This is a genomic window from Enterococcus sp. AZ050 (genome assembly GCF_051715085.1).
GTDB classification, from domain to species: domain Bacteria; phylum Bacillota; class Bacilli; order Lactobacillales; family Enterococcaceae; genus Enterococcus; species Enterococcus faecalis.
Genome location: NZ_JBIOTC010000001.1, coordinates 1,071,498 through 1,097,398, shown reverse-complemented (window position 1 = coordinate 1,097,398; position 25,901 = coordinate 1,071,498). Strand labels below are relative to the sequence as shown.

23 protein-coding genes are annotated in these 25,901 nt (G+C 38.9%); 20 read left to right on the top strand and 3 right to left on the bottom strand.

Annotated features, from left to right (window positions below):
* Window positions 1-21: 21 nt before the first annotated feature.
* The 3 genes from IGJ04_RS05210 to IGJ04_RS05200 form a co-directional block, all read right to left on the bottom strand.
* Complete coding sequence (locus tag IGJ04_RS05210) at window positions 22-714, bottom strand: type 1 glutamine amidotransferase (RefSeq protein ID WP_002356583.1); 693 nt, start codon at window positions 712-714, stop codon at window positions 22-24.
* Window positions 704-2,056, bottom strand: coding sequence for a Mur ligase family protein (locus IGJ04_RS05205; RefSeq protein WP_002362254.1), 1,353 nt, complete (start codon window positions 2,054-2,056; stop codon window positions 704-706). The genes IGJ04_RS05210 and IGJ04_RS05205 overlap by 11 nt, the downstream gene beginning before the upstream one ends.
* Before the next feature lie 205 nt (window positions 2,057-2,261).
* Window positions 2,262-2,900 (bottom strand): helix-turn-helix transcriptional regulator, encoded by a 639-nt coding sequence (locus IGJ04_RS05200; RefSeq protein ID WP_002381503.1) that lies wholly within the window; start codon window positions 2,898-2,900, stop codon window positions 2,262-2,264.
* 403 nt (window positions 2,901-3,303) lie between these two features.
* Between IGJ04_RS05200 and ssnA the strand changes: the two genes are divergently transcribed.
* The 20 genes from ssnA to IGJ04_RS05100 all read left to right on the top strand — a co-directional run bounded on the left by ssnA (window position 3,304) and on the right by IGJ04_RS05100 (window position 25,897).
* Entirely contained in the window at window positions 3,304-4,638 is a 1,335-nt protein-coding gene (ssnA, locus tag IGJ04_RS05195; protein WP_085443241.1) for a putative aminohydrolase SsnA, read from the top strand.
* 30 nt (window positions 4,639-4,668) lie between these two features.
* On the top strand, window positions 4,669-7,674 hold the full coding sequence (ygfK, locus tag IGJ04_RS05190) for a putative selenate reductase subunit YgfK (protein ID WP_438840003.1): 3,006 nt from the start codon (window positions 4,669-4,671) through the stop codon (window positions 7,672-7,674).
* 29 nt (window positions 7,675-7,703) lie between these two features.
* Window positions 7,704-9,077 carry a dihydropyrimidinase gene (gene hydA / locus IGJ04_RS05185; protein ID WP_137207814.1) on the top strand — a complete coding sequence of 458 codons (1,374 nt, stop codon included), beginning with the start codon at window positions 7,704-7,706 and terminating at the stop codon, window positions 9,075-9,077.
* A 23-nt stretch (window positions 9,078-9,100) separates the two neighbouring features.
* Window positions 9,101-10,294, top strand: a complete 1,194-nt coding sequence (gene dpaL, locus IGJ04_RS05180) for a diaminopropionate ammonia-lyase (RefSeq protein WP_002356589.1) — start codon at window positions 9,101-9,103, stop codon at window positions 10,292-10,294.
* Window positions 10,285-11,610, top strand: coding sequence for a YgeY family selenium metabolism-linked hydrolase (locus tag IGJ04_RS05175; protein ID WP_002362247.1), 1,326 nt, complete (start codon window positions 10,285-10,287; stop codon window positions 11,608-11,610). Before dpaL ends, IGJ04_RS05175 begins: the two co-directional genes overlap by 10 nt.
* 38 nt (window positions 11,611-11,648) lie before the next feature.
* On the top strand, window positions 11,649-12,842 hold the full coding sequence (gene ygeW / locus IGJ04_RS05170; protein ID WP_002359643.1) for a knotted carbamoyltransferase YgeW: 1,194 nt from the start codon (window positions 11,649-11,651) through the stop codon (window positions 12,840-12,842).
* A 240-nt stretch (window positions 12,843-13,082) separates the two neighbouring features.
* Window positions 13,083-14,027 (top strand): carbamate kinase, encoded by a 945-nt coding sequence (gene arcC, locus IGJ04_RS05165; protein WP_010828946.1) that lies wholly within the window; start codon window positions 13,083-13,085, stop codon window positions 14,025-14,027.
* Window positions 14,028-14,041: 14 nt separating this feature from the next.
* Window positions 14,042-14,422: a RidA family protein gene (locus IGJ04_RS05160; RefSeq protein WP_002362244.1), complete on the top strand. Its 381-nt coding sequence runs from the start codon at window positions 14,042-14,044 to the stop codon at window positions 14,420-14,422.
* A gap of 93 nt (window positions 14,423-14,515) precedes the next feature.
* Window positions 14,516-15,835, top strand: a complete 1,320-nt coding sequence (locus IGJ04_RS05155) for a nucleobase:cation symporter-2 family protein (RefSeq protein ID WP_002356594.1) — start codon at window positions 14,516-14,518, stop codon at window positions 15,833-15,835.
* Between the two features lie 93 nt (window positions 15,836-15,928).
* On the top strand, window positions 15,929-16,288 hold the full coding sequence (locus IGJ04_RS05150; protein WP_438840002.1) for a winged helix-turn-helix domain-containing protein: 360 nt from the start codon (window positions 15,929-15,931) through the stop codon (window positions 16,286-16,288).
* Entirely contained in the window at window positions 16,285-17,292 is a 1,008-nt protein-coding gene (locus tag IGJ04_RS05145; RefSeq protein WP_010713177.1) for an XdhC family protein, read from the top strand. The genes IGJ04_RS05150 and IGJ04_RS05145 overlap by 4 nt, the downstream gene beginning before the upstream one ends.
* 120 nt (window positions 17,293-17,412) lie before the next feature.
* Window positions 17,413-19,986: a selenium-dependent xanthine dehydrogenase gene (gene xdh / locus IGJ04_RS05140; RefSeq protein WP_010707245.1), complete on the top strand. Its 2,574-nt coding sequence runs from the start codon at window positions 17,413-17,415 to the stop codon at window positions 19,984-19,986.
* Between the two features lie 13 nt (window positions 19,987-19,999).
* Entirely contained in the window at window positions 20,000-20,581 is a 582-nt protein-coding gene (gene mocA, locus IGJ04_RS05135) for a molybdenum cofactor cytidylyltransferase (RefSeq protein ID WP_010707246.1), read from the top strand.
* A 13-nt stretch (window positions 20,582-20,594) separates the two neighbouring features.
* Window positions 20,595-21,743, top strand: coding sequence for a selenocysteine lyase SclA (sclA, locus tag IGJ04_RS05130; RefSeq protein WP_438714411.1), 1,149 nt, complete (start codon window positions 20,595-20,597; stop codon window positions 21,741-21,743).
* Window positions 21,744-21,758: 15 nt separating this feature from the next.
* Window positions 21,759-22,781, top strand: a complete 1,023-nt coding sequence (gene selD / locus IGJ04_RS05125; protein ID WP_002362241.1) for a selenide, water dikinase SelD — start codon at window positions 21,759-21,761, stop codon at window positions 22,779-22,781.
* A gap of 15 nt (window positions 22,782-22,796) precedes the next feature.
* A complete protein-coding gene (gene yedF / locus IGJ04_RS05120) occupies window positions 22,797-23,384 on the top strand; it encodes a sulfurtransferase-like selenium metabolism protein YedF (protein ID WP_002367122.1) in 588 nt (195 codons plus the stop codon).
* 20 nt (window positions 23,385-23,404) lie between these two features.
* Complete coding sequence (locus tag IGJ04_RS05115; RefSeq protein ID WP_010713179.1) at window positions 23,405-23,662, top strand: DUF3343 domain-containing protein; 258 nt, start codon at window positions 23,405-23,407, stop codon at window positions 23,660-23,662.
* The gene (gene yqeC / locus IGJ04_RS05110) at window positions 23,650-24,405 is read left to right on the top strand and encodes a selenium cofactor biosynthesis protein YqeC (RefSeq protein ID WP_438840001.1); all 756 of its coding nucleotides are present in this window, start codon (window positions 23,650-23,652) and stop codon (window positions 24,403-24,405) included. Before IGJ04_RS05115 ends, yqeC begins: the two co-directional genes overlap by 13 nt.
* Complete coding sequence (yqeB, locus tag IGJ04_RS05105; protein ID WP_010707250.1) at window positions 24,369-25,199, top strand: selenium-dependent molybdenum cofactor biosynthesis protein YqeB; 831 nt, start codon at window positions 24,369-24,371, stop codon at window positions 25,197-25,199. The genes yqeC and yqeB overlap by 37 nt, the downstream gene beginning before the upstream one ends.
* Window positions 25,200-25,435: 236 nt before the next feature.
* Window positions 25,436-25,897, top strand: coding sequence for a flavodoxin (locus tag IGJ04_RS05100; protein WP_002398814.1), 462 nt, complete (start codon window positions 25,436-25,438; stop codon window positions 25,895-25,897).
* Window positions 25,898-25,901 lie beyond the last annotated feature (4 nt).

Here is a 25,901-nt window from a genome sequence, read left to right as displayed (position 1 = left end):
TGTAGGAACTAGATTCTTTTTTTATTTATAAAGCGTTTCAGGAATAGCGATCGGTTCACCATATTTTTTCTCTAAAGCGGTCCGAATTAACCGAATCCCTAGATTTTTGTTGCGTGCTAAGATTGGACCGTGGAAGTAGGAGCCAAACACATTTTTATAGACAACGCCTTCGCCATTATCTTGACCGTTATTGCCTTTGCCTTGTTTGACTGTTCCTAAAGGTCGTTCACCTTCTCCTAAAAAAGTCATGCCATTATGATTTTCAAAACCATAATACGTTTCATCAAATTCTTCATTATAAATTTCGATATCACCAATGAAACGATTGTTGTCTTGGCTCAAAGTGTAATGATCTAATGCACCGATTCCTTTAATTTTTTCGCCTTGTGCGCCGACATAGTAATGTCCTAGAAGTTGATAACCACCACAGATAGCTAACAAGACGCCGTCATTTTCAATATAAGAAGTCAAAGCTTCTTTTTTATTCTGAATGTCTTCTGAGATGATCAATTGCTCGAAGTCTTGACCGCCACCAACAAAGACTAAATCATATTTTTCGGGATCAAACGGTTCGTAGATACTGATAATTTCTGATCGGAAGGTAACGCCCATTTTTTCGGTTAAATATTTAAGCATCAATAAATTTCCGTTATCTCCGTAAGTATTTAATAAGTTGCCATATAAATGACAAACGACTAATTCTTTAGACACCATTCATTCCCCCTTGAATATACCCTTGGGCTGTTAATGATTTTCTTAATTGCAAAACAGCAGTATAGGTTGCCAAAATATAGACATGATCTGTCGGCAACGTTTTAATTTCTGAAATTACTTGCTCCAAATCAGGAATTTCTAGTAATTTTTCTTCAGGAATACCCGCAACTTTTAAACGCAAGGCCATATCTTCATGGCGATCACCGCCAGCAATTACTTTTGGAATGTCCATATCAGCAAAGGCTTCATGATTACCATCCCAAATCCAACTGACATCAATTCCATCTGCATAATTGGCATTTAATAATGAAACCAGCGAGAAAGAGTAAGGGGCTAAGCCCATCATATCAATGACCTGATTTAAACCAACGGGATTTTTTACTAAAACTAATGTACATTCTTTATCGCCAACTTTAATAGTTTCTTGACGCCCAAAAACTTTTTCATCATAAGCTAAGCCTGCTCGAATTTTATCTGGTGCCACCTGATAATATTCTGCTACCGCTGTGGCCGCTAGCGCATTATAAACATTATACATCCCACCAACAGCAATGCCGTATTCTTCGCCATCAATCACAAAATCAGCAGATGTATTATCCATCCGGACCATCTCCGTTAACTGCACATCCAACTCAGGCCGTTTGAAGCCACAATTTGGACAATAGTAATCACCTAAATTAGCATACGTAATCATTTTATAATGAAGAATATGATTACATTTTGGACATAAAACCCCATCTGTATTGTAATGAGCCAATTGCTCTTTCGGTGGTAAATGATTAAATCCATAGTATTTGCGAGGATTTACAGTTTCTTTTGAATTAAAAATTGGCGAATCACCATTGCACAAAATAGTTGCTTCAGGAGCAGCAGCGGCGCCTTCCATAATTAAGCGATACGTCGTATAAATTTCACCATAGCGATCCATTTGGTCGCGGAAAATATTCGTAAAAACAAATAATTTTGGTTGAATATATTTAGTGACACGGCTTAAACTTGCTTCATCAATTTCTAACACCGCAAATTTCTTTTGTCCTTTTTTCGCCTTGGCATTTAAAAAAGTAGAGACAATTCCTTGCTCCATGTTAGCACCCGTTGGATTTGTTAATACCTCATCAAATTCTTGGCGTAAAATGTTAACAGTTAAAGCAGTTGTCAATGTTTTGCCGTTCGTTCCAGTGACTACGACAATTTCATAGTCTTTTGCCAATGTATCTAAAATTTTAGGATCGATTTTTAGGGCTAATTTCCCTGGGTAGCTACTGCCGCCTTTAAAAAATGTTTGTAAAACCCATTGCGAAGTTTTTCCTGCAGCAATTGCTAAATGACTTCGAATCCCCATTTGTTGTCCCCCAATTTCTATATCTTTAATTTTTCGTTATTTTAAATTAAACTCAATCTATCATACCATAACTAAAATAAAAAATTAATTCCTTTTACTTTTTCTTACTATTATTTAAAAAGTCTTTTAGAAAAAGTAGAATAGTGAAGGAAAAAAGAGAATAGACGACTTGTCTTAACAACAAATCGTCCATCGATTTCCATTTTTATTTCGCATCAATATAACTGTATAGCGTATATTTAGAAATATTGAAGAAGTTAGAAACTTTGTCCCCAGATTTAGTGACTAAGAAGGCGCCTTTATTATTTAAAAATTGAATACACTTGATTTTATCGTCCTTCGTCATTAATGGGACCGGCTTGCCAACTAATTTGACTGATTCGTGAATTAAATCGTCTAACAACTCATTAACATCCTGAGGAATGTAATCAGGGTCTTTATCTTCTTCAGGTTCTGCAGTGGAAATCAAAGATTTTAAGTTCGACTCTGCAGCAATCAATGTAGTGATGTCGTAGTTAATAGCAAAAATACCATCGAGTTGACCATTCTCATCTTTAAAATACATTGTACTAGATTTTAAAATACGACCATCATGGGTGCGGGTCAGATAGTTAATATGATCATTCAACTCACTAGGGTCTTTTTTTAAGGCTTCTAAGACTACTTGAGAAGGTCCATCGCCCAGATGACGAGAAGAGACATGACCATTTTCAATGGAAACAATAGAATTGTTAATATTGTCTTCATTGATTTGGTGGATAACGACTTCGCAGTTTTCACCAAATTGACCAGCTAAACCTTTAGCAATTTGTGTTAAAAAAGTAAGTTTTTCGTCGGATAACATAAATAAGCTCCTTTCTAATGTGCCTGGCACAAACAGTTTTTATAAGATTGTGTCAAATTTAACATAATATTTTTAAATGGAATAGGCAGGGCTAAATCCTTTAATGTCGCATACTACCTGTTCTGAAAAATAATGATAGCATGATAAAAATAATAATACAAGATAACGGCTGTCAAAATTCTAAAAAATATTTTTTAGGTAGCATTGTTTTTTTTAAGGTAAGGTGATATACTTTAATTAAGTTAATGAGTTCGTTAGTAAAAAAATGCAAGCGCTTCAAATGCTTTTCGTAAGGAATGTAGATTAGCAAAGCTAATCAAGCTATATTCGTGAATGATTGAGCGATTGATTTGTAAGCGTTTGCCACTTGTGGGGAATAGGTTGAAAAATAGGAGGAGAATACATGTTATTAATTGGAAATGGGCGTTTAATCACTCGGGATGCGCAGAATCATTTTTTTGAAAATGGGTGTGTGGCGATTGATGGTCAAGTTGTGAAACAAGTCGGAACGACAGAAGAATTAAAACAAGCTTATCCAGAAGCGACATTTATTGATGCTAAAGGTGGAGTGATTATGCCAGGCTTTATTAACATGCACAATCATATTTATAGTACCTTTGCACGTGGGTTAAGTTTAACGAATTATCATCCTAAAAATTTCATGGATATTTTGGTAGATCAATGGTGGCGAATTGATCGTGCCTTGACATTAGAAGACACTTATCAAAGTGGTAAGGTTGCTTATTTAGATAGTATTCGCAACGGTGTTACAACTGTCTTTGATCATCATGCTAGTTACGGAGAAATTACAGGGAGTTTAACCCAATTATCTAATGCAGCGGACGAGTTAGGGATTCGGACCTGCCTTTGTTATGAAGTTTCTGATCGCGATGGTGAGCAGAAAATGCGGGAAGCAGTTCAAGAAAATGCCGCCTTTATTAAAGCCAGTTCCTTAAGAAATGATGATATGCAAAAAGCGATGATGGGTATGCATGCAGCCTTTACTTTATCAGATGCTTCTTTAGAATTATGTGCAGCCAATACGCCAGATGGGATTGGTTATCATATTCATATTGCAGAGGATTTAGCCGATGTTCATGATTCTTTGAAAAAATATGGGAAGCCGATTGTGAACCGATTATTTGATTTAGGAATTTTAGGAAAACAGACAATGGCAGGCCATTGCATCCATATTGGACCTCATGAGATGGAATTACTAAGAGATACAGACACAATGGTGGTCACGAATCCAGAGTCGAATATGGGGAATGCGGTCGGTTGCCCACCTGCAATGCGCATGTTTAATGAGTATGGTATTTTGATGGGTCTTGGCACAGATGGTTATACGAATGATGTGACGGAATCTTATAAGGTAGGAAATGTTATCCACAAACATCATTTAGCTGATCCAAATGCAGCTTGGGCAGAAATTCCCGCAATGCTGTTTGATAATAATCCGCAAATGGCTAATCGCTATTTTAAAACAAAGCTAGGCGTTTTAGAACCTGATGCAGCAGCAGACGTCATTATTGTTGATTATCATGGCTCGACACCAATGACAAAAGAGAATTATAACATGCACATTTTATTCGGCATGAATGGTGGGATGGTTACTGACACGGTGATTAATGGAGAAATTCGGATGCGTAATCGTGAAGTTCAAGGAATTGATGAAGAGAAAGTTTGGCATGATGCGCAAACGCAAGCACAATCTTTCTGGAAACGAGTAAATCAATAGCTTTCATTATAAATAAAAGGAGTGACGTTAATGAGTGATATTATGCATCCCATCTCAATTGAGGCTTTATTAAATTGGATTTTTAGTGAGTATCAACAAGATGGCACAATTTTTGGCATTCGTAAATTTTATCATGCGGATCCTACAAAAACGATTTCGTTATTTGGAGAAAAAATGGAAACCCCTTGTGGTCCAGCAGCAGGTCCTCATACACAATTAGCACAAAATATTATTGCGGCCTATTTAACAGGTTCTCGTTTTTTTGAAGTTAAGACAGTCCAGATACTGGATGGAGAAGATTTACCAGTGAGTAAACCATGTATCGCAGCAGCGGATGAATGTTACAACGTTGAGTGGTCCACAGAATTGCGCGTTCCCCAAGCTTATGATGAATACGTCAAAGCATGGTTTGTTTTGAAGTTACTGAGTAAAGAGTTCGAGCTAGGTGACCCGAATGGTTTCATTTTTAACATGAGTGTTGGCTATGATTTGGCAGGGATTCAATCACCAAAAATTGATCGTTATATTTACGAAATGCAGAACGCAGAAGGAACGCCGATTTGGGCGGAATGCCAAGCAGCTGCCAAAAAATATCTATCTTATTTTAAAAAAGTAGATGACTTATATATCGAAGCAATTAGTCCTAAAGTCTGTCATTCTATTACGCTGTCGACTTTACACGGTTGTCCATCAGACGAAATTGAACGAATTGCGGCCTATTTATTAAGTGAAAAAGGGCTCCATTCCTTTATTAAATGTAATCCAACCATGTTAGGTTATGAATATGCGCGTCAAACGATGGATGAGCTAGGGTTTGATTATATGGTTTTTGACGATCACCATTTTAAAGAAGATTTACAATTTGAAGAAGCAGTACCGATGTTACAACGTCTGCAATTATTAGCCAATAGTAAAAATCTAAGCTTCGGAGTTAAAATTACGAACACTTTCCCGGTAACGATTGCAGCAAATGAATTACCTGGTGATGAAATGTACATGTCAGGACGTTCGCTATTTCCTCTTAGTATTTCATTGGCACAAAAATTATCAGAAGCATTTGATGGGAAACTACAAATTTCTTATTCTGGCGGTGCAGATATTTTCAATAGTAAAGAAATATTTGATGCTGGTATTTGGCCAATCACTATGGCAACGACGCTGTTGAAACCTGGTGGCTATCAACGAATGAATCAAGTTGCTAATGTATTAAGCGCAGCAGAATATCCTCAGATGGTTCATGTCAACTTGGATAAATTAGCCCAAGTTGTTGAGAAAGCTAAAACACAAGCGCGTTACCAAAAATCAATTAAATTACCAGAAAGTACCAAACTAAGAAAAACAGTTCCACTAACAGATTGTTATATCGCTCCTTGTCGAAGTGACGGTGGTTGTCCAATCAATCAGGATATTCCTGCTTACCTTCGTTATGTAAGTGAAGGCAATTATTTAAAGGCCTTGCAAGTAATTGTCGATAAAAATCCGTTGCCTTTTATTACTGGAACCATTTGTGCACATCCTTGTATGACTAAATGTACACGTCAATTTTATGAAGAATCTATTCATATTCGGGAAGTGAAGTTAGAAGCAGCTGAACATGCTTATGATGAATTATTGACGACACTAGAAAAGCCACAGCCAAAAGAAAATGCACCTAAAACAGCTGTTGTGGGTGGAGGCCCTGCAGGGATCTCTGCTGGGTATTTATTAGCACGTGAAGGCATGCCTGTTACTGTGTTTGAAAAATCCGAGACAATTGGGGGCGTTTGTAGCCAGATTGTACCAGAATTTCGAATTTCTATGGAATCTGTTCAAAAAGACGTTCAGTTAGCGGAATTTATGGGAGCCGAATTCCGTACAGGACAAGAGGCGCCATCATTGGCGGAATTGAAAAACCAAGGCTATACGAATGTTATTTATGCCATTGGTGCATGGAAACATGGGGTCCTTCGTTTAGAATCTGGTCGAGCATTGAACTCGTTAGAATTTTTAAAAGCAAACCGAGAAAATCCAACAATTAATCCTTATGGAGAACAGATTGTCGTCGTTGGTGGCGGAAATACAGCCATGGACTGTGCTCGTGCAGCCACAACATTACCTGGTGTTAAAAAAGTCTCAGTGGTTTATCGTCGGAATAAACGCAATATGCCAGCAGATGAAGAAGAACTTTATTTAGCCTTAGAAGATGGTGTCGACTTTTTAGAATTACTTTCGCCAATTAAACATGAAAATCAACAATTAACTTGTGAAAAAATGGTCCTAGGTGAACGAGATGCTTCTGGACGCCGTCGTCCAGTTGGTACAGGAGAAATGATTGATATTCCTGCTGATACAGTGATTGCCGCTGTTGGTGAAAAAGTAGATACAGAGTTTTACCAAGCATTAGGCATTCACACGGACACCTATGGGAAAGTCGTTTCAAATCAAGAAACATTGGAGACAAATATACCAGGCATCTATGTCATTGGTGACGCTAATTTAGGACCAGCCACAATAGTTGAAGCAATCGCTGATGCAACCAAAGCGGCCAATAATATTTGTCTTGTCCACAATCATCACTATGAAAAAGATAATTTAAATAGTGATGTTGCATTTGTTAGAAACAAACGAGGTATCCTTGTGACAGACGAGATGTCTTGTAGTCAAGCTAGTCGTTGCTTAGAATGCTCCACAATTTGTGAATCTTGTATGGATGTCTGTCCAAACCGAGCAAATATTGTTGTGTACGTCGAAGGAAAACCACAAATTGTTCATGTTGATCGGATGTGTAACGAATGTGGCAACTGTGAAACATTTTGCCCTTATGCAAGTGCCCCTTACAAAGACAAATTTACCTTATTTAACAGTGAAGCTGATTTTTATGACAGTACTAATTCAGGTTTCTATGTTCAAAATCCTGTGGATAAAATTTGTTTACTGCGTTTATGGGGAACGGTGTCAACAATTCAATTAACGGATCAAGGATTAGATGTACCAGAAGATTTAATCGCATTAATGGTAACTATGATTGAAGAATATGCTTATTGTATGCAAGCATAAAAGGAAATTTACGACTGGGGGATAAATAGATGTCTATTCTGCTCAAAGGTGGAACCGTCGTATCTGCATATAATCGTCGTCAATTGGATATTCGAATTGACGGCGAGCAAATTGTAGAGATAGGGGCAAATTTACCAGTAGAAAATTCTCAGATTGAGGATGTTACGGGGTGTTATGTATTACCAGGCTTTATTGATGCGCACACGCATCTGGAATTAAATAATGGCAAAGGTTCGTTAAGTACGGCGGATAACTTTACTACTGGCAGCCAAGCGGCGGTGGCCAAAGGTACGACTACGGTTATTGATATGGCTACACCTAATAAAGGTGGCTCATTGAAAGACTGTTTAGCTACTTGGAATCAATTGGCTGAAGGCAAGAGTTCATGTGATTATACTTACCATATGTCCATGATTGAATGGAAACCAACGATAGCTGCTGAAATTCAGGAAATGGTTGCTGCAGGTATTACTTCCTTCAAAATGTATATGGCTTATGATAACTTACGGACCACAGATGCGGAAATTTTTGAAGCGATGAAGGAAATAAAAAAAGTTAATGGAATGTTAGGCGTTCATTGTGAAAATGGTGATTTAGTAGATGAATTAATCCAATCATATGTTTCTCAAGGAAAGTTAGCCCCGCACTATCATCCGTTATCAAGACCGGCGGCTGTTGAAGCAGAAGCGGTAGCAAGATATTTGATGATAGCGGAAATGGCTGATTTGCCGGTTAATATTGTGCATTTAAGCACAAAACGATCATTAGAAGCGGTGGAACGGGCTCGTCAAAGAGGACAATCAGTCTATGTAGAAACTTGCCCTCAATATCTTTTACTAGATGATCACTTGTATGATGCGCCTAATTTTGAAGCAGCAAAATATGTCTGCTCACCGCCACTACGCAAACGAGAGGATCAACAGGCTTTGTGGCAAGGGATTAAAGAGGGGGCAATCAATACAATATCGACAGATCACTGCAGTTTTAATTTTCACGGACAAAAAACAGTTGGCGAAGATGATTTTAGTAAAATTCCCAATGGGATGCCAGGTGTTGAAACGAGACCAGAATTAATTTACACGGAAGGTGTGGCGAAGGGCCGAATCACCTTGGAAAAAATGGTTGCTTTGCTTTCTGAAAATATTGCTAAACAATTCTCGATGTATCCACAAAAAGGTGTGGTGCAAGAAGGCAGTGATGCCGATTTAGTTGTTTGGGATCCTAGAACAACCGGCGTGATTGCTGCGAGAACGCAGTTACAAAATGTCGATTATACGCCGTATGAAGGATTTGAAACACAAGGACAGGCTCGAATGGTTTATTTAAGAGGTCAAAAAGTTGCTGAAGCTGGGCAAGTCATCTTGGCAAATCAAGGAAAATTTGTTTTTCGTAAAGCAACTTAAAAATAGAAGGAGGAGAAGTATTTTTGGAAAAAATTAAATGGACAGCAAATGAAATGCCGAAGACGGAGGATAAGTACTTACCTCTGATGTCTAAAGAAAAAATTGAGAAAGCTTTGGCTTTTCACAAAAGTTTTCCACAGTATTCAGAAACACCATTAGCAGAATTGAATCATATGGCCGCGTATCTGGGGTTAAATGATTTCTTTGTTAAAGATGAATCTTATCGCTTTGGTTTAAATGCTTTTAAAGTCTTAGGTGGTTCGTTTGCCATGGCTAACTATATTGCCGAAAAATTAAAGAAAGATGTTTCGGAACTAACATATGATGAATTAACTTCTGATCAATTACGATCAGCTTTTGGACAAGCTACGTTTTTTACAGCAACTGATGGCAACCATGGACGAGGAGTCGCTTGGGCTGCGAATAAATTAGGTCAAAAATCAGTTGTACTCATGCCGAAGGGTTCAACACAGACGAGAAAAGAAAATATTGAAAAAGAAGGCGCAACCGTCACAATCGAAGAAGTTAATTACGATGAATGTGTGCGAATGGCTAATAAAATGGCCGAAGAAACTGAAAACGGTGTCATGGTTCAAGACACCGCTTGGGACGGATATGAAAAAATTCCAACTTGGATTATGCAAGGATATGGAACGATGGCGTTAGAAGCCTCTCAACAATTAAGAAAATTTGGCTCTGAACGACCTAGTCATGTTTTTGTTCAAGCTGGTGTCGGCAGTTTAGCTGGGGCGGTGATTGGTTATTTTGCTAATGCTTTTCCAGAAAACCCACCGATTATGGTCGTAGTTGAGGCACAGGCGGCTGACTGTTTATATCAATCAGCAATTAAAAAAGACGGAGAAATTCGCTTTGTCGATGGTGATTTACAGACAATTATGGCTGGCCTAGCATGTGGAGAACCTAATACGATTTCTTTTGATATTCTAAAAAATCATACATCCTTCTTTGTTTCAGCACCAGATTGGGTTTCTGAAAAAGGAATGCGTATGTTGGGCGCGCCATTAAAAGGGGATCCGCAAGTTGTATCAGGCGAATCTGGGGCAGTAGCAATGGGCTTAGTAGCTACAGTGATGCAAGATCCCGACTATCAAGAATTACGTGAGGCATTGCAACTGGATGAGACGTCAAACGTTTTAATGTTTTCTACCGAAGGGGACACTGATCCAGACAATTATAAAAAAATTTTATGGAGGTAAAAGGAATGGATTTTAATGCAGTAAATGCAGCAGCAGAAGGTTACAGAGAAGATATGGTCAAATTTTTAAGAGACCTTGTCAAAATTCCAGGAGAAAGTGCAGAAGAAGGCAACAAAATTGCGCGAGCAAAAGCCGAAATGGAAAAATTAGGTTTCGATAAAATTGACATTGATCCTCAAGGAAATTTACTTGGTTATATGGGGTCTGGTGAAAAATTAATTGCTTTTGATGGGCACATGGATACTGTCGGAATTGGTGAAATGAGTAACTGGAAATTTGATCCTTACGATGGTTATGAAACAGAAACTGAGATCGGTGGTCGCGGTACATCTGACCAAGAAGGCGGGATTGTTTCAGCTATTTATGGCGCTAAAATTATGAAAGATTTAGGTCTATTATCAGAAAAATACACTGCTTTGGTAACAGTTACTGTCCAAGAAGAAGACTGTGACGGTTTATGCTGGCAGTACATTATCAAAGAAGACGGTATCCGTCCAGAATTTGTTGTTTCAACAGAGCCAACAGATGGTGGGATTTATCGTGGTCAACGAGGCCGAATGGAAATTAAAGTTGATGTCAAAGGCGTTTCGTGTCATGGCTCAGCACCAGAACGTGGAGATAATGCCATTTACAAAATGGCGGATATCTTACAAGATGTTCGTGCCTTAAACAACAATGGAGATACAGAAAGCACAGCGATTCGTGGTTTAGTTCGTATGTTAGATCCTAAGTACAATCCAGAGTGGCAAGAAGCCCGTTTCTTAGGACGTGGTACGGTGACTGTTTCGCAAATTTTCCATTCTTCACCAAGTCGGTGTGCTGTTGCGGATGGCTGTACCGTTTCACTAGACCGTCGAATGACAGCTGGAGAAACTTGGGAAAGTTGTTTAGAAGAAATTCGTAATTTACCAGCTGTTAAAAAATATGGAGATGATGTGACGGTTTCAATGTACAACTATGATCGTCCTTCTTATACTGATTTAACTTATGAAATTGAATGTTATTTCCCAACGTGGGTAATTCCAGAAAATCATGATGTAACAAAAGCCTTGATGGAAACGCATAAAAATCTCTATGGAGAAACACGGAAAGGCTCTGTAGAAACAGTGGAAATGCGTGAAGAACGCCCATTGTTAGATAAGTGGACCTTCTCAACAAATGGCGTTTCAATTATGGGACGTAATGGCATTCCTTGTATTGGTTTCGGGCCAGGGGCGGAAGCACAAGCACATGCACCAAATGAAAAAACTTGGAAAGATGATTTGGTTCGTTGTGCAGCCGTTTATGCGGCATTACCAACGGTCTATTGTGGTTAAGTAAAGGATTATTAGACAAGAAAAAAGGAGCAGATGGAATGGAAACGTTTAAAGAATATATTGAGAAATTAGATAAATTAGAATTTGAAAAAATGTACGAAAATGACTTTTTCCTAACTTGGGAAAAAACAAGAGATGAATTAGAAGCTGTTTTCACAGTTGCCGATACATTACGCTATTTAAGAGAAAATAATATTTCAACTAAAATCTTTGATAGTGGCTTGGGGATTTCTTTATTCCGCGACAACTCTACAAGAACACGTTTTAGTTTCGCTTCAGCGTGTAATCTTTTGGGCTTAGAAGTTCAAGATTTAGACGAAGGAAAAAGTCAAATTTCTCACGGAGAAACTGTTCGTGAGACAGCAAACATGATTTCTTTTATGGCTGATATCATTGGTATTCGTGATGACATGTACATTGGTAAAGGCAATGCTTACATGCACGAAGTATCAGAATCTGTCCAAGAAGGATATAAAGATGGGGTATTAGAACAACGTCCAACGTTAGTGAATTTACAATGTGATATTGACCATCCGACGCAAGCAATGGCGGATGCGTTGCATTTAATTCATGAATTTGGTGGCATTGAAAACCTGAAAGGGAAAAAAGTTGCCATGACTTGGGCGTATTCACCATCTTATGGAAAACCATTATCTGTTCCTCAAGGAATTGTTGGTCTAATGACCCGCTTAGGAATGGATGTCGTCTTAGCACATCCAGAAGGTTATGAAATTATGCCAGAAGTAGAAGAAGTTGCGAAGAAAAATGCAGCAGAATTTGGTGGAAACTTTACTAAAACGAATAGTATGGCAGAAGCATTCAAAGATGCGGATGTTGTTTATCCGAAAAGCTGGGCACCTTTTGCGGCAATGGAAAAGCGAACTGAATTATATGGCAATGGTGACCAAGCAGGAATTGATCAATTAGAACAAGAATTACTTTCTCAAAATAAAAAGCACAAAGATTGGGAATGTACAGAAGAATTGATGAAAACAACGAAAGACGGCAAAGCTTTGTATATGCATTGTCTACCAGCTGATATTACTGGTGTAAGTTGTGAAGAAGGTGAAGTGGAAGCTTCTGTTTTCGATCGTTATCGGGTCGAACTTTACAAAGAAGCTAGCTACAAACCGTATGTTATTGCGGCTATGATTTTCTTAAGTAAAGTAAAAAATCCGCAAAAAACCTTAACAGACTTAGCGGATAAAGCGACACCAAGAGAAGTAAAATAATGAATTTGGCATGAAGACAGATGCTTTTTCTTTACACAATGAATCATTAGAAGTTGCCTCTTCAACATGAACAAATAAGACCTTCCCAAGTCTATTCATGAATGTGTGATTGTCTCGAGTCAAGAACGCTTAGTCATGTGCGTTGACTTCATGCAACGACAACAGACAGTTAATACGAAAACTCGTTGTGAAAAAGAAAAAGCATCGTCCTTTTTATAAAACAGAAAATGAGGTGAAGCAATGGGCAAACGCGTCGTAGTAGCTTTAGGTGGCAATGCTTTAGGAAATAATTTGACGGAGCAGATGACTGCCGTAAAACAGACCTCCAAAGCGATTGCAGATTTGATTGAAGCAGGATATGAAGTTATTTTATCTCATGGCAATGGTCCTCAAGTGGGGATGATTCAATTAGCTATGGAAGAATTTTCCTTTAATAATCCACAATATCCAGTTGTTCCGTTATCCATGTGCGTAGCCATGAGTCAAAGTTACATTGGCTATGATTTAGAGAATGCGCTACAAGAAGAGTTGCGTCAACGAAATATAAGTAAAGCCGTCACCACCATAGTCACTCAAGTGGTCGTGGATGAAAATGATCCGGCGTTCAAAAAACCAACGAAACCAATTGGTCGCTTCATGACAAAAGAAGAAGCAGAACAATTAGTCAAAGAAAAAAATATACAAGTGATGGAAGATGCTGGCCGTGGTTATCGCCAAGTCGTCGCTTCTCCTAAACCAAAAAATATTGTCGAACTTCTCACGATTCAAACATTGGTTGATGCTGGCCAAACAGTCATTGCTGGCGGCGGTGGTGGCATCCCAGTCATTCAAGAAGGGAACCGACTAAAAGGTGTAAATGCAGTTATCGACAAAGATTTTTGTAGTGAACGACTGGCTGAACAAGTGGATGCTGATCTGCTCGTGATTTTAACAGCAGTTGAAAAAGTTTGTATTAATTTTGGTAAAGAAAATCAAGAAGCCCTAGGGAATATTTCAACAGAAAAAATGAAACAATATGCGCAAGAAGGTCAGTTTGCTCCAGGTTCAATGTTACCAAAAGTTGAAGCAGCGATTAAGTTTGCTGAATCTAAGACAGGTCGAAAAACATTGATTACGTTATTAGAAAAAGCCAAAGAAGGATTATCTGGAAAAACAGGGACTTTAATTGAAAATAAAGAATCATAGAATGGAGGAAAACGATGACAAACAAAATGATTAATTCTGCACAGGCACCAGCTGCTGTAGGTCCTTATTCACATTCTGTCTTAGCGGGAAATACGTTGTACATTTCTGGACAACTAGGATTAGATCCTCAATCGGGCGAAATGAAGACTACAGTGGAAGAACAAGCAAAACAAGCTTTTATCAATTTAGGTTCGATTTTAAAAGAGGTCGAGATGACCTATGATAATGTTGTGAAAACAACGGTGTTTTTACAACATATGTCTGATTTTAGCAAAATTAACGAAATCTATGGGAATTACTTTTCAGAAGTTTTGCCTGCACGTTCTTGTGTAGAAGTAGCCAAGTTGCCAAAAGATGGTTTATTTGAAATTGAAGCAGTTGCTGTCAAAGGATAATTTTTAAGATGTTTCTGAGGGAAAAAGGATTGCATTCTTTACTGATTAAGGGAAACAATCCTTTTAGAATAAAAAGAAGAAGGAAACGATCCTATGAATGAAAAAAAAGAGCAAGCATTATTTGAATATGATGCGAAACTATCAATTTCTGAAGCAATTCCGATGGGATTGCAACACGTTGTCGCAGCAGTAGTAGGGATTGTCACACCGGGAATCATGATTGCCAAAGTTTGCCAATTAAGTCCTAGTGATACAACTATTTTGATTCAAACATCATTGATTTTTTCAGCAGTTGCCACGTTAATTCAACTTTTCCCTATTTTTGGAAAAGTGGGTTCACGGTTACCAGTTATGATGGGTGCAAGTTTTGCGTATGTACCGATTTTGATGGCCATCGGAGCTGATTTTGGGATTGCAGCAATTTTTGGTTCCCAATTAGTTGGCAGTATTCTTGTTATTATTGTTGGTTTGTTCATTAAAAAAATCCGTGTGTTGTTTCCGCCTTTAGTAACAGGAACGGTTATTTTAAGTATTGGCCTATCCCTGTTTCCTGTTGCGATTAAGTATATGGCAGGAGGAGCTGGTAGTGCTGATTTTGGTTCAGCCCGGAATTGGTTAGTTGCATTATTAACCTTTGCGATTGTCTTTTACTTCAATTATTTTGCAAAAGGATTTTTGAAGTTATCAGCAATTTTAAACGGAATGGTTATTGGTTATTTGATTTCTTTAGCTTTAGGGATGGTTAGTTTTGAGCCAGTTCAAAATGCTAAAATCGTTCAGGTAATTACCCCGTTTCACTTTGGACTGGATTTTCAATTGGTACCAATCTTTACGCTTGTGGTGATGTTTATTGTTGATGCTGTTCAAGCCATCGGTCAATTTACAGCAACAACGGTTGGGGCAATGGATCGGGATGCAACGGATGAAGAATTATCTGGCGGAATTATGGGGAGTGGTTTCACTAACTTTATTGGTAGTTTATTTGGATCAATCCCAGTGGCAACTTTTGGACAAAATGTTGGTCTGGTTACGGTAACAAAAGTGATTAATAAGTATGTTCTGGTTTTCGCTTCAGTTATATTATTAATTGCTGGTTTTGTTCCGAAAGTAGCTGCGTTATTAACTACGATTCCTTACGCGGTAATTGGTGGCGCAACGATTTCAGTTTTTGCTTCTATTTCTATGACAGGTATTCGGATGATTGCTTCTCAGGAAATGACTCCTCGAAATACTGGGGTTGTCGGAACAGCTCTAGCATTTGGAATTGGTGTCACATTGTCTACTGGAAGCTTAGCTGGTTTTCCAACTTGGGTAACAACGATTTTCGGTAATTCGGAAGTTATCTTAACCACTTTGGTAGCAGTCCTTTTAAATGTCATTTTAAAACCAAAAAAGCGCGTAGCACTTGAGTGAAGATTGCTTTTTTTGATACGAAAGTGAGTAAGCTTTCGTATCCTTTTTCCCTTACGTTATCTATAAAAAAATGAACGAATAAAGGAGGAGAAGATGTTTACGTATTCCTTAAACTTAAAATTAAAAACAAATCGGAACTTTTTTGGTCCTGGCGTTGTCGAAGTTTTACAAAAAATTCAGCAAACTGGGTCACTAAACTTAGCGGCAAAAGAGATGAAAATGTCTTATAATAAGGCATGGCGGATTGTGCGGGTAGCTGAAGAAGAGCTATCTTTTCCATTAATTATCAAAAGTGTTGGTGGTTGTAATGGTGGCGGGTCAATTGTTACGGATCAAGGAAAAGAGTTGATTGATCAATATCTTTTATTTGAGAAAAAAGTGTATCAACAGGTAGAGGCATGCTTTGAAGAAATATTTAAAGAACAGGATGTAGTATCGGAGGAACTGAAATGAGAGAAGTATTTCAGCGTTTGAAACAGGCAATATTGGAAAAGCAAGACACGATGTTATTAACGATTGGTACAAGTTCAGGATCTACACCACGAAGTCAAGGGGCTAGAATGCTGGTTTCCGCCGAAGGTAGAATAGCCGGAACTGTTGGTGGTGGCGCGGTTGAATTTCAGGCTGAACAAGTGGCAAAAAAGCTACTTATTGAGAAAGAAAATGCACAACGTCAATTTATTTTAGCCCCGAATAATATTGCTGATTTAGGCATGGTCTGTGGCGGAAATGTCACGATTTTTTTCCATTATCTTTCATGGGAAACGCCATTTTTAAAAGAGTTGTGTGAGTCCATAGAAACGCATTTTCAAAATAATCAACAAGGTTGGTTAATGACTGAACTAGATCAAAACAATTTAGGAAAAGTATCCTTTTATAGTGAAACAGGCAAATTGATTGGTTCCACTTCTTGGGAGGGGGAATTAAGTTTGCTACCTAAAGGTATCTATTGTGAGCAAAAAGAGGAAATCACTTTTTTAACAGAAGCGATCCTCCAAGTAGGGAAAGTGTATATTTTTGGAAGTGGTCATGTCGCACGCGCATTGGTACCTATTTTAAACTATTTATCGTTTTATTGCGTTGTAGTGGACGATCGTCCAGAATTTTTGACGGCACAAGCTTTTCCACAAGCTGAGGAACTACGGGTTATTCCTTTAGAAAATTTAGCTGCGTTTATTGAAATAACGGCGGACGATTATGGTATAGTAATTACCAGAGGACACAATTTTGATTTCATCGTTGCCAAACAGTTATTGGAAACACCAGCCAAATATATTGGTGTGATGGGGAGCAAACACAAAATTGCTTCACAAGTTCGACGGTTAAAAGAGGTCGGTTATACAATGACTGAAATTGAAAGAATTTTCATGCCAATTGGCTTAGACATTGCAGCCGAAACACCAGAAGAGTTAGCGATTAGCATCGCGGGAGAATTAATTCAACAGCGCTATCAATAATGAGGACTTTTGAGTTAAATAAAAAAGTTTTTTTGCTAAAAAATAATTTTTAGAACGAAGATTTGTGGTATAATCTAGGTGATTGAACACTAAACTATATCAGAAATCGAGGTGCAAGAAATGTATTCAATTATTGTAAATGGTCAAAGTGAAACCTGTGAAACAAACAAAAAATTAATGGACTTTTTGCGGGAGGATCTGGGCCTAACTGGAACAAAAGATGGTTGTAACCAAGGCTCTTGCGGCGCATGTACGGTGCTAGTAAATGGAAAGGCTTCCAAAGCGTGTTTGTTTACTCTAGAAAAATTAGCTGGTAAAGAAGTCACGACAATCGAAGGTTTAAGCCAACGGCAAAAAGATGTTTATGCCTATGCGTTTGCAAAAACGGGTGCAGTTCAGTGCGGGTATTGCATCCCTGGGATGGTTATTTCGGCACAAGGATTATTGAACAAGAAACCCGAACCCACAAAAGAAGACATTCAAAAAGCTATACGAGGAAACATTTGTCGTTGTACAGGATATGTGAAAATAATAGAAGCCATTCAGTTAGCTGCTAAAATGTTTTGTGAAGAAACGAGCATTCCGGAAGAACATTCAAATGGTAAATTAGGGGAAGACTTCCAACGGGTCGATGCAGTAGAGAAAACATTAGGCACAGGGATTTATGTAGATGACATTGACATAGAAGGAATGCTTCATGCATCTGCTTTGCGGAGTGCCTATCCTCGTGCAAAAGTTCTATCAATCGATAGTACCCAAGCGTTGGCGCATCCTGACTGTGTGGCTGTGTTCACAGCTAAAGACGTTCCAGGAAATAATAAAATTGGTCATTTAGAATTTATTTCCGATTGGGATGTAATGATTCCAGAAGGAGAAATAACACGGTACGTTGGGGATGCAGTGGCACTCGTTGTTTCAAAAAGAAAAGAAACCTTACCAGAGATAAAAAATTTAGTGGAAGTTGATTACGAAGAAATGATACCGCTTACTTCTTGTGAAGCTGCTTTAGCAGAAGGTGCACCAGCTATTCATGAAAAGGGCAATATCTTGTCTCATGAACACTTGGTACGTGGCAATGCAGAGGAAGTATTAGCAAATTCTGCGTTTATAGTGACAGAACATTATTCCGTACCAATTAACGAACATGCCTTTATGGAACCCGAGTGTGCGATTGCACAGCCTGAAGGTGAGGGCATTTTGCTCTTTAGTGCGGGTCAAAGTATCTATGATGAACAACGGGAAGTGGCTCGGATGTTAGGACTGGACAAGGAAAAAATTCATGTTCAATCAAAACTTGTTGGTGGTGGTTTTGGTGGAAAAGAAGACATGAGTGTTCAGCATCATGCATCCTTAGCCGCTTGGTTATTGAAGAAACCAGTAAAAGTACTGCTAAGCCGTGAAGAAAGTTTGATGGTTCATCCTAAACGCCATGGCATGGAAATGGACTTTACGACCGGCTGTGATGAAGAAGGCAATTTAACTGCAATGAAAGCAGTGATTTATGCGGATACTGGGGCCTATGCTTCTTTAGGAGGACCAGTATTGCAACGGGCTTGTACACATGCGGCAGGTCCCTACAAGTATCAAACGATTGATGTGGAAGGGTTTGCTGTATATACTAATAATCCGCCAGCAGGTGCATTTCGTGGATTTGGTGTTTGCCAAACGGCTTTTGCAATTGAAAGTAATTTAAACTTGTTAGCAGAAAAAGTCGGACTATCACCATGGGAAATACGCTTTAAAAATGCCGTCGCCCCAGGAGATACTTTACCGAATGGACAATTGGTCTCGAAAAATGCGGCGTTAAAAGAAGCCTTGTTAGCAGTTAAAGACGTCTATGAACAAGCGGAAGTTGCTGGAATTTCTAGTTTCTTTAAAAATAGTGGCGTGGGTGTGGGGCTACCTGATACAGGGCGTTGTATTATTTCTGTTGAAGAAGGAAAAATACATGTCCGCACAAGTGCTGCTTGTATCGGTCAAGGGATGGCAACCGTTACGACGCAAATTGCCTGTGAAACATTAAATTTACCACCAGAAATGATTGTTGCGGAAGCCCCTGATACGAGAAGAACACCGAATTCAGGAACGACAACGGCTTCGAGGCAGTCACTCTTCACAGGAGAAGCAACTAGAAGAGCGGCAATGCAATTACGGTATGAACTTGATATGGGACGTGCTTTAAGTGATTTGGAAGGTGAAGAATTTTATGGGGAATATTCAGCGAAAACGGATCCATTAATTAATGATAAAAAAAGTCCAGTTAGTCATGCTGGTTATGGTTATGCTGCTGAAGTAGCTATTCTAGATGACAAAGGAAAAGTAGCTAAATTTGTGGCTGCGTATGATATGGGGCAAGTGGTGAATCCACGAGCTGCTGAAGGTCAAATTGAAGGTGGGATTGCGATGGGCATGGGGTATGCTTTAACTGAAAAATTTGCCTTAGAAGAAGGCTATGTTAAAGCAAAATATGCAACGCTAGGATTAGTGAACGCCACTCAAGTACCACCAATCGAAACAATTTTGGTTCATGCTGACAATCTTCACGAAGGTTTAGCCTATGGAATTAAAGGCGTAGGTGAGTTAGCAACGATCCCTACCGCACCAGCTTTAGCAGGCGCATATTTTGCCTTGGATGGTCAGCTACGACCAAGTCTGCCTTTAGAAAATACCCCTTATCAAAAGAAAAAAAGATAAAAGGAGACAACTCATGTCACTCGTTAGTGTCATTATTCTAGCATCGGGCAATTCACAACGGATGGGCCAAAATAAATTGTTCTTAAAATATCAAGGAAAAACATTTTTAGAGCACACGTTAACCTTAGTGAATCAATTAGACGTATTAGAACGGATTTTAGTTGTTTCGCCTGAGAATCAGCCAGCGTTTCCTTTACCTAAGAACATTCAGGTGATTCTCAATCATCAATGGCAAGAAGGGCAAAGTAGCAGTATTCGTTTAGGAACCGAACAAGCTCGGGGAGCTGGCTATTTATACTTACCTAGTGATCAACCATTGTTAACACCTAAAATGCTACAACCCGTGTTAGATAAATGTCAGAGAAATAAAATTGTAGTGCCATTACAAAAAGATGGCTGTCCTAGTAGTCCAGTATTATTCGGTAATCAATTTCGACAAGAACTATTAACATTGACTGGTGAAAAAGGCGGACGCATGATTTATGAACGCTTTCCAGAAGCAGTTCAGATGCTGAGAATAGCGACTCCTGGCCGTTTGAAAGATATCGATACGCCAGAAGAGTACAGAAAATTAATTCAAGAAACCAATAGTTAGAGAGGAAAATCGTATGAAGGATTTGGTTTATTTAAATTATGCAGCGACTTCCTATAAAAAATTTCCAGCAACCATTGAGGCTTTGACTGCCTATTTAGCAGAAAATCAGTTCATGAATTACGGAAGAAATGCCCCTTTGCTGAGAGAGGGGCTTCCTCTTTTAGAGACACGTCAATTGTTAGCAGACTTTTTTCAGGCACCCAGTGCGGCTCAGATTACGTTTACGAATAACGCAACAACTTCCTTAAATCTTGCATTAGCGGGGATTTTACAACCTGGCGACCATGTGATTACGACTATGTTAGAACATCATGCAGTAGCCAGACCTCTTCACTTGCTTGAGAAAGAACGAGGCATTTCAGTGACGTATGTTGCTTGTCAAAAAACGGGTCTGTTAGATGTAGAAGATATTCAGCGAGCCTGGCGAACGAATACAAAAGCCTTGGTGATGACACACGCATCCAATGTCTTAGGCACCATTTTACCCATTGAAGAATGTTTTCAATGGGCCCAACAGAAAGGAGTATTAACCGTTTTGGATGCAGCTCAAACGGCGGGCTTTCTACCAATAAAAATGACTCAGATGGCCATTGATGTGCTAGCCTTTACTGGACATAAAAGCTTATATGGATTAGCAGGTATTGGTGGGTTAGCTTTTAGTGAGCGAGGGGCTGAAGCGGTCAAACCACTGATAACGGGCGGCACTGGTAGCCATTCTAATTCCTTTGATCAACCCTCTTTTTTACCAGATAAATTTGAAGCTGGTACGTTAAACAGTTTAGGTATTTTAAGCTTAAATAGTTCTGTTAAAGAGTTGAATAAAATTGGTTTAGCAGCGATTCAAAAGCATGAACGAACCTTAATGCAGAATTTTTTAAATGGTTTATCAGGGTTACCTGTCACAATTTTAGGAACCAAGGACGTGGCACAAACTGTCCCTGTTGTTTCTATCACACTGTGGAATCAGGAAGAAACAGTGGTGGCACAGCAACTAGCAGAACAATATGGCATTATGACGCGCGCAGGTTTGCATTGTGCACCATTAGCCCATGAAACAGCTGGGACTTTAGCAACTGGCACCTTACGTTTTAGCTTTGGTTGGCAGACAACGCCTGAAGAAATTACTTGGACAATTCACGCTTTACAAGAACTACTAATTTGAGAAGGAGCGGACAGCATGGATTTTTTATCACAATGTACATCAGGTGGCTGCGGGGCAAAAATTGAATCCCGTGTACTGAATCAATTGTTGCAACACTTACCCGAAACACCGGCAAATGAGCGGCTACTCGTCGGATTTGAACATGCCGACGACGCCGCGGTTTACCAAATAACGCCTGAAAAAGCTTTGATTTCAACGGTTGATTTTTTTTCACCAATGGTCAATGATCCGTTATCATTTGGAAAAATTGCGGTCGCTAATGCTTTAAGTGATGTCTATGCCATGGGCGGTACAGTCCTTTATGCGCTAAATCTTGTTTGTTTTCCACAAAAGATGTCAAAAGAATGGTTGGAACAAATGCTCTTGGGTGGCAGTTTAAAATTAAAGGAAGCGGGTGCTTTACTGGCGGGAGGCCATTCGATTTATGACCATGAACCTAAGTATGGCTTAGCGGTAACTGGAGAAGTTCATCCAGAAAATTTGTGGCATAATAATACGCCACAGGTGGGGGATGTCTTGATTTTAACTAAAGCATTAGGTGTAGGAATTATTCAAGCGGCTGTTCGGGGGCAATTGGCGAAGCAGACGGAACAAAAAATCGCACAAGATTCGATGGAACGTTTAAATAAATATGCCGCTGCGAATGCTCGATCCTACGCAGTACATGCTTGTACTGACGTGACTGGGTTTGGTCTATTAATTCATGCGAAAGAAATGGCTGATAATCAGGTAACATTACTGATTGATACAGAAGCATTACCAACCATTACAGGAGCGTTGGCCTACGCCGCAGAATGTTTAGTCACTGCAGCTGGGCAAAGAAACCGACAAACAATCGGAACGACAATCGATTATTCAAAAATTTCTATGGAAATGCAAGAACTTTTGTTTGATCCACAAACATCTGGCGGACTGTTAATTAGTGTCGCTGCTGATGAAGCGGCAGCCTGTTTAGCAGCTATTCAAAAAGAGGACCCTGTTGCCAAAATTATTGGCGAGGTTCTGCCAAAAGAACAACAAGCAGTAGTACTTTTATAGAGAGAAGGGCCAAATATGAAATTAGTAGATGCATTGGGGAAACCTTGCCCAATACCTGTGATTGAAACAAAAAAAGCTTTGGCGGAGTTAGGTTTAGCTGGAGGCACTATCGAGGTTTTAGTCGATAACGAAGTAGCTGTTGAAAATTTGAAAAAATTAGCTGCTAAAAAACAGGCCACTTTGACTGCGAAGCAGATAGAAGCCACGGTTTTCTCTGTCAAAATTACGGTACCTGAAGAAGCGACTCAACAAACAAGTCAGTCAGCAACAGATTTAGTAATTACGATTGGCTCCGATCAATTAGGTACTGGAGACGAGCAGCTAGGACGACTATTAATGAAAAGTTATCTTCAATCTTTATCAGAAGCAGAAACTGTTCCTACACAGCTATTATTCTTTAATCGAGGGGCGTTTTTAACGAATCAAGCAGCGAACACCTTAGCTGATTTGCAACAATTAGCGGAGAAGGGAACCACGATTCAAACGTGTGGGGCCTGTTTAGATTTTTATCATTTAACAGACACCTTAGCTATCGGCTCTATTACTAATATGTACGAAATTGTTGAAACAATGAATCAAGCGGCTAAAGTAATTACGCTTTAACAAAAAAAGAAGGTGAAAAGATGGAGTATTTGCTAACCTTTCCGAATACACATTATGCTGTTCAGGCGGAACAAGTACTGTTGGCAAGAAAGGTGGCTGTTCGCGCCTTTACTTTGCCACCATCATTGACGGATGGTTGTGGGATCGGTTTACTCATTAATGAAGCGGAAATAACTCACAGTGTATGTTTTTTAGAAGAAGCAAAAGTACGCGTAGCCTCTATTTTTTCTGTGAAAAATGACCTTGGGGAAAGGAGGTACCAACTGTGGAGTCCTTAAAAAAGTGTTTTGATTTACAAGGAAAGGAGATTGTGTCGATTGTTGGTAGTGGTGGGAAAACAAGCTTAATGTGGGCGCTAGCAAAAACATATCGAAAGGAAGCTGTTCTGGTTAGTACAACTACAAAAATTGGGTTTCCCCAACGTCAATTGTATGATTATTTTTATACAAACCATTTTGAAAAAATAACGCCGAATATCTGCGGAATCACTTTAGCAGGAACCGCTATCAACAACCAAACAAAACTAACGATGCCTGCAATGACCTCGTTTCAAACATTGTTTCAGCACTTCACGAAAGTTTTTTTAGAAGCGGATGGGTCCAAACAACGACCTTTGAAAGGCTGGTCTTCTTATGAACCCGTGATATTAAAAGAAACAACCACCACAATTGGTGTGCTTCCGATTTCTGTGATTGGTCAAAAGGTAGATGAAACGACCATTCATCGGTTGCCGCTTTTTTTGGAATTAACCGATGCGCAACTACAAGAACCAATCACAGAAACATTGTTAGCTCAACTCATTGCTCATCCAAAAGGATTGTTTAAAGAGAGCCAAGGCCAACGAATTTTGTGTTTAAATCAAACCCATACGCGAAGAGAGTTCGTTCAAGCGATGAATGTCTGTCTTCAATTACCCAAAAGCTGTTTTGAAAAATTAGACAAGATTATTGCTTGCAATATGGAATTAGAGAAAGGACTTATTTTATGGGAGAAATCAGTCAAAACATCCAAGAAAAATTAGTGATTGTTCGCGGAGGGGGCGATCTAGCGACAGGTGTTATCCAAAAATTATGGCACGTTGGCTTTAAAATACTAGTATTAGAAACAGAATGTCCTCTGGCCATTCGGCGGACTGTTTCAGTTTGTGATGCTATTTTCCAGAAAGAACAAAGAGTGGAAGATTTGGTTGCTGTTCGAATTACTTCATTAAAGGATTGCGCGAAATGTTGGCAGCAAAATAAGCTGCCTGTTTTTGTCGATCAAACAGCAAGTGCTATTCAACAATTGAAACCACTGATTGTTATCGATGCGATTTTGGCTAAGAAAAATTTAGGTACGCATCGAGGAATGGCACCGATTACGATTGCTTTAGGACCAGGCTTTTCAGCACCGCAAGATGTCGATGTTGTGATTGAGACAATGCGTGGACATAGGTTGGGACGTTTATACTTTGAAGGAACAGCTTTACCTAATACAGGTATTCCAGGTGAAATTGGCGGAAAAAGTGCGGAACGAGTTGTCCATGCCCCTGCTTCAGGACAAGTTATCCACCTTAAAAACATCGGGGATCTCGTGTTGAAAGGGGAAGCATTATTTTTAATCGATCAGGTTCCAGTTTATTCGCCTTTGACAGGGACTTTGAGAGGATTGATTTCAGAAAAGGTAATATGCTGTCAAGGGTTGAAGTGTGCAGATGTAGATCCTCGACCAGTTGAGAAAGTCGATTGCTTGACGATCTCCGACAAAGCTCGTGCATTAGGGGGAGCGGTTTTAGAAGCAATTTTTATGATTGGAAGAAGGAAAAATGTTTTATAAAAAAGAACCTAAATAATATTTTTTTTACCTTAAAAATATTGTTAAAACGGTTTGGAATGTGGTATAGTAAAGACGTAGTAAAAAATACTCTATCTCGAAAGGGGAAGAGTACATACTTAGTTAGATTAATTTGTGAATAAAATCATTTGTAAAAGTTATTTTTTTAGGAATTAATGTAAGGGGTTACAATTGCATTTGAATGCATTGAAATATTTAGGAAAAAAGAAAGGAAATGAATGAAGATGGCACTAGTAAAAATTGTTTATGCAAGTATGACTGGAAACACAGAAGAAATTTCCGAGATTTTGGAAGAACAGTTTCAAGAAGCTGGAGTTGAAGTAGAACGTGAAGAATGTTCAGAAGTTGATGTAGACTTCTTTGATGATGCAGATGCTTGTATTATCGCAACGTATACTTATGGTGATGGGGAACTGCCTTTTGAATTTGAAGATTTCTTTGATGAATTAACTGAAAAGGATTTAGCAGGTAAGCCATTTGGCGTTGTTGGTTCCGGTGATCGTGAATATGGTGAATTTTTCTGTAAATCAGCGCATGATTTTGTAGGAGCTTTTGAAAAAGCTGGTGCTAAAAAAGTAGCTGAAACAGTTGAAATTGAAAACAATGCAGAAGAAGACATCGAAATGCTAAAAACATTTGTTAAAAGTGTTGCCACAACTTTATCTGATAGCGTTGCCTAAAGGT